Origin of the sequence: Microbacterium sp. CnD16-F (assembly GCF_024124465.1) — a bacterium.
Classification (GTDB): domain Bacteria; phylum Actinomycetota; class Actinomycetes; order Actinomycetales; family Microbacteriaceae; genus Microbacterium; species Microbacterium gawkjiense.
The window spans coordinates 1-2,038 of the sequence record NZ_JAMXSA010000109.1; the positions used below are offsets into that span (position 1 = coordinate 1).

The window sequence follows — 2,038 nt, forward strand, 5'->3', positions numbered from 1 at the left end:
GCAGTCCGACGCGGGCGGATGCGGCGGCCAGCGCCGCGTCGATCCCGGTCGCGGCGCGTTCCCGGATGAGCTCGACGCCACCGGGGAGGAGATCCGCGAGGGCCGCATCCGCCGTCACGACCAGGACGCGCGCCACCCCCGCCGCCCGGGTGGCGACGTCGATCGTGTCGAGGGCGAGCGCCCGGGCGATGTCGCCGCGGCGCGCGTCGTCGCCGAGGCGCGACTTCGCCGCGGCAGCCGGCTTGACCGGGATCATCACCGCCCAGCCGCGATCCCTCACGCGAACCTCCGGCGCAGTCGCGGCAGGATGTCGTCGGCGTACCGCTGCAGGAAGGCGCGCTGGTCGGCGCCGGGATCGTGGAAGACCAGGTGCCGGAACCCCATGTCGACGTACTCCGCGATCCGCTCGACGTGCTCGTCCGGGTCGTCGGAGACGATGAATCGCGAGGCCGCGCGATCGATCGGCAGCGCTGCCGCCCGACGCTGCATCTCGCGCGGATCGTGGATGCCCATCTTCTCCTCGGCGGAGAGCGCGAGCGGGGCCCAGAACCGGGTGCGCTCCCGAGCGACGTCGAGATCGGGATGGTACGACACCTTGACCTCAATCATGCGGTCGATCTCGTCGCCCCGCTCCGACTTGGCGTGGCCGTCGGCCACGGCCGGCAGCAGCGTGTCCGTGTAAAGGCCGGGGTCCTTGCCGCTCGTCGTGATGAACCCGTCGGCCGTCCGCCCCGCCAGGCGCGCCGCGGCGGGACCCGCAGCACCGATGTAGATCGGCACCGGCTGGTCCGGCCGGTCGTAGACGGTGGCGTCCTCGACCTTCCAGAACGCGCCGTCGAACGTGACCCGCTCGTGGTCCCAGAGCTCGCGCATGAGCGCGATCGATTCCTTGAGCCGCTGGAAGCGCTCCGGCGGGTCGGGCCAGTCGAGCCCGAGCGTGACCTCGTTGAGCGCCTCGCCGGTCCCGACGCCGAGCACGATGCGCCCCGGGTTCAGCACCGCGAGGGTCGCGACCGACTGGGCGACGACGGCCGGATGGTAACGGAAGGTCGGCGTGAGGACGGAGGTCCCCATGAGGATGCGGGAGGTGCGGGCGCCGAGCGCACCGAGCCACGGCAGTGCGGCGGGCGCGTGACCGCCGTCGTGCATCCACGGCTGGAAGTGGTCGGAGATGAAGACGCTGTCGAACCCGGCATCCTCCGCCGCGACGGCGAACTCGAGCAGCTCGACCGGCCCGAACTGCTCCGCCGAAGCCTTGTACCCGAATCGGATGGGGACGCTCATCGTGCTCCTCCTGTCAGCGCGGACCGCTCGGTCCGCGACACGGCGCTGCGTGCGGCATCCGCCATCGCCGCCGCCATCTCGGCGACCGTCCCCGGCCAGAGGACGCCCACCCCGCCCGACCGGGCGTCGAGATACCAGCTCTCGCAGCCGCCGAGCCACGCCGTGCCGGCCGCGCGTGCGGCGACATCGAGGCTCGCGCGGGCCTCGGCATCCGCGTCGACCCGGACCACGCCGCCGCCCGCGATCGTGCGGCGGATGAAGTCCGCCTGCCGCTCGAGGACGAGCAGCGACGAGGCGTGCGGCAGGGCGGAGTGCGGCCCGTTCATGACGAAGAGGTTGGGGAAGCCCGCGACCATGGTCGAGGCGACGGCGCTCATGCCGCCCGCCCAGTGCTCCGCGAGGGTCACGCCGTTCTCGCCGCGCACGATGCCGGCGTACAGCTGGTGCGTCGTCTCGAACCCGGTGGCCAGGACGATCCGGTCGATCCCGTCGTGGACCGCGCCCGAGGCCCCGGTGAGACGGTTTCCGGCGACGGACGCCAGCGCCGAGGCCTCGAGCGTCACGGCCTCGCCCGCGACGGCGGGGTAGAACGTGTCCGAGAGCACGACGCGCTTGCAGCCGAACGGATACCCGGGCGTCAGCGCTCGTCTCAGGCCGCGGTCGGGCACGCTCGCGGCCAGGTGCGCGAGTGCCGCGCGCCGCGCCCGGGCGGATGCCGCGCCCCGCCGCGACGCGTCGTCGAGACCGCTCTGGC

Annotated in this window: 1 protein-coding gene and 2 pseudogenes; all 3 read right to left on the reverse strand. The window is 73.5% G+C overall.

Annotated features, from left to right (window positions below):
- Positions 1 to 280, reverse strand: a pseudogene (locus tag NH287_RS14960) (2-phospho-L-lactate guanylyltransferase); the annotation flags it as partial.
- Complete coding sequence (gene fgd, locus NH287_RS14965) at positions 277 to 1,284, reverse strand: glucose-6-phosphate dehydrogenase (coenzyme-F420) (RefSeq protein ID WP_253036245.1); 1,008 nt, start codon at positions 1,282 to 1,284, stop codon at positions 277 to 279. The gene fgd and the pseudogene NH287_RS14960, both read right to left, overlap by 4 nt.
- A pseudogene (locus tag NH287_RS14970) lies at positions 1,281 to 2,038 on the reverse strand (4-hydroxyacetophenone monooxygenase); the annotation flags it as partial. The gene fgd and the pseudogene NH287_RS14970, both read right to left, overlap by 4 nt.

What these genes read in the sequence shown, in the direction of transcription:
- fgd (WP_253036245.1), bottom strand. Translation starts at nt 1,284, where the DNA reads ATGAGCGTCCCCATCCGATTCGGGTACAAGGCTTCGGCGGAGCAGTTC.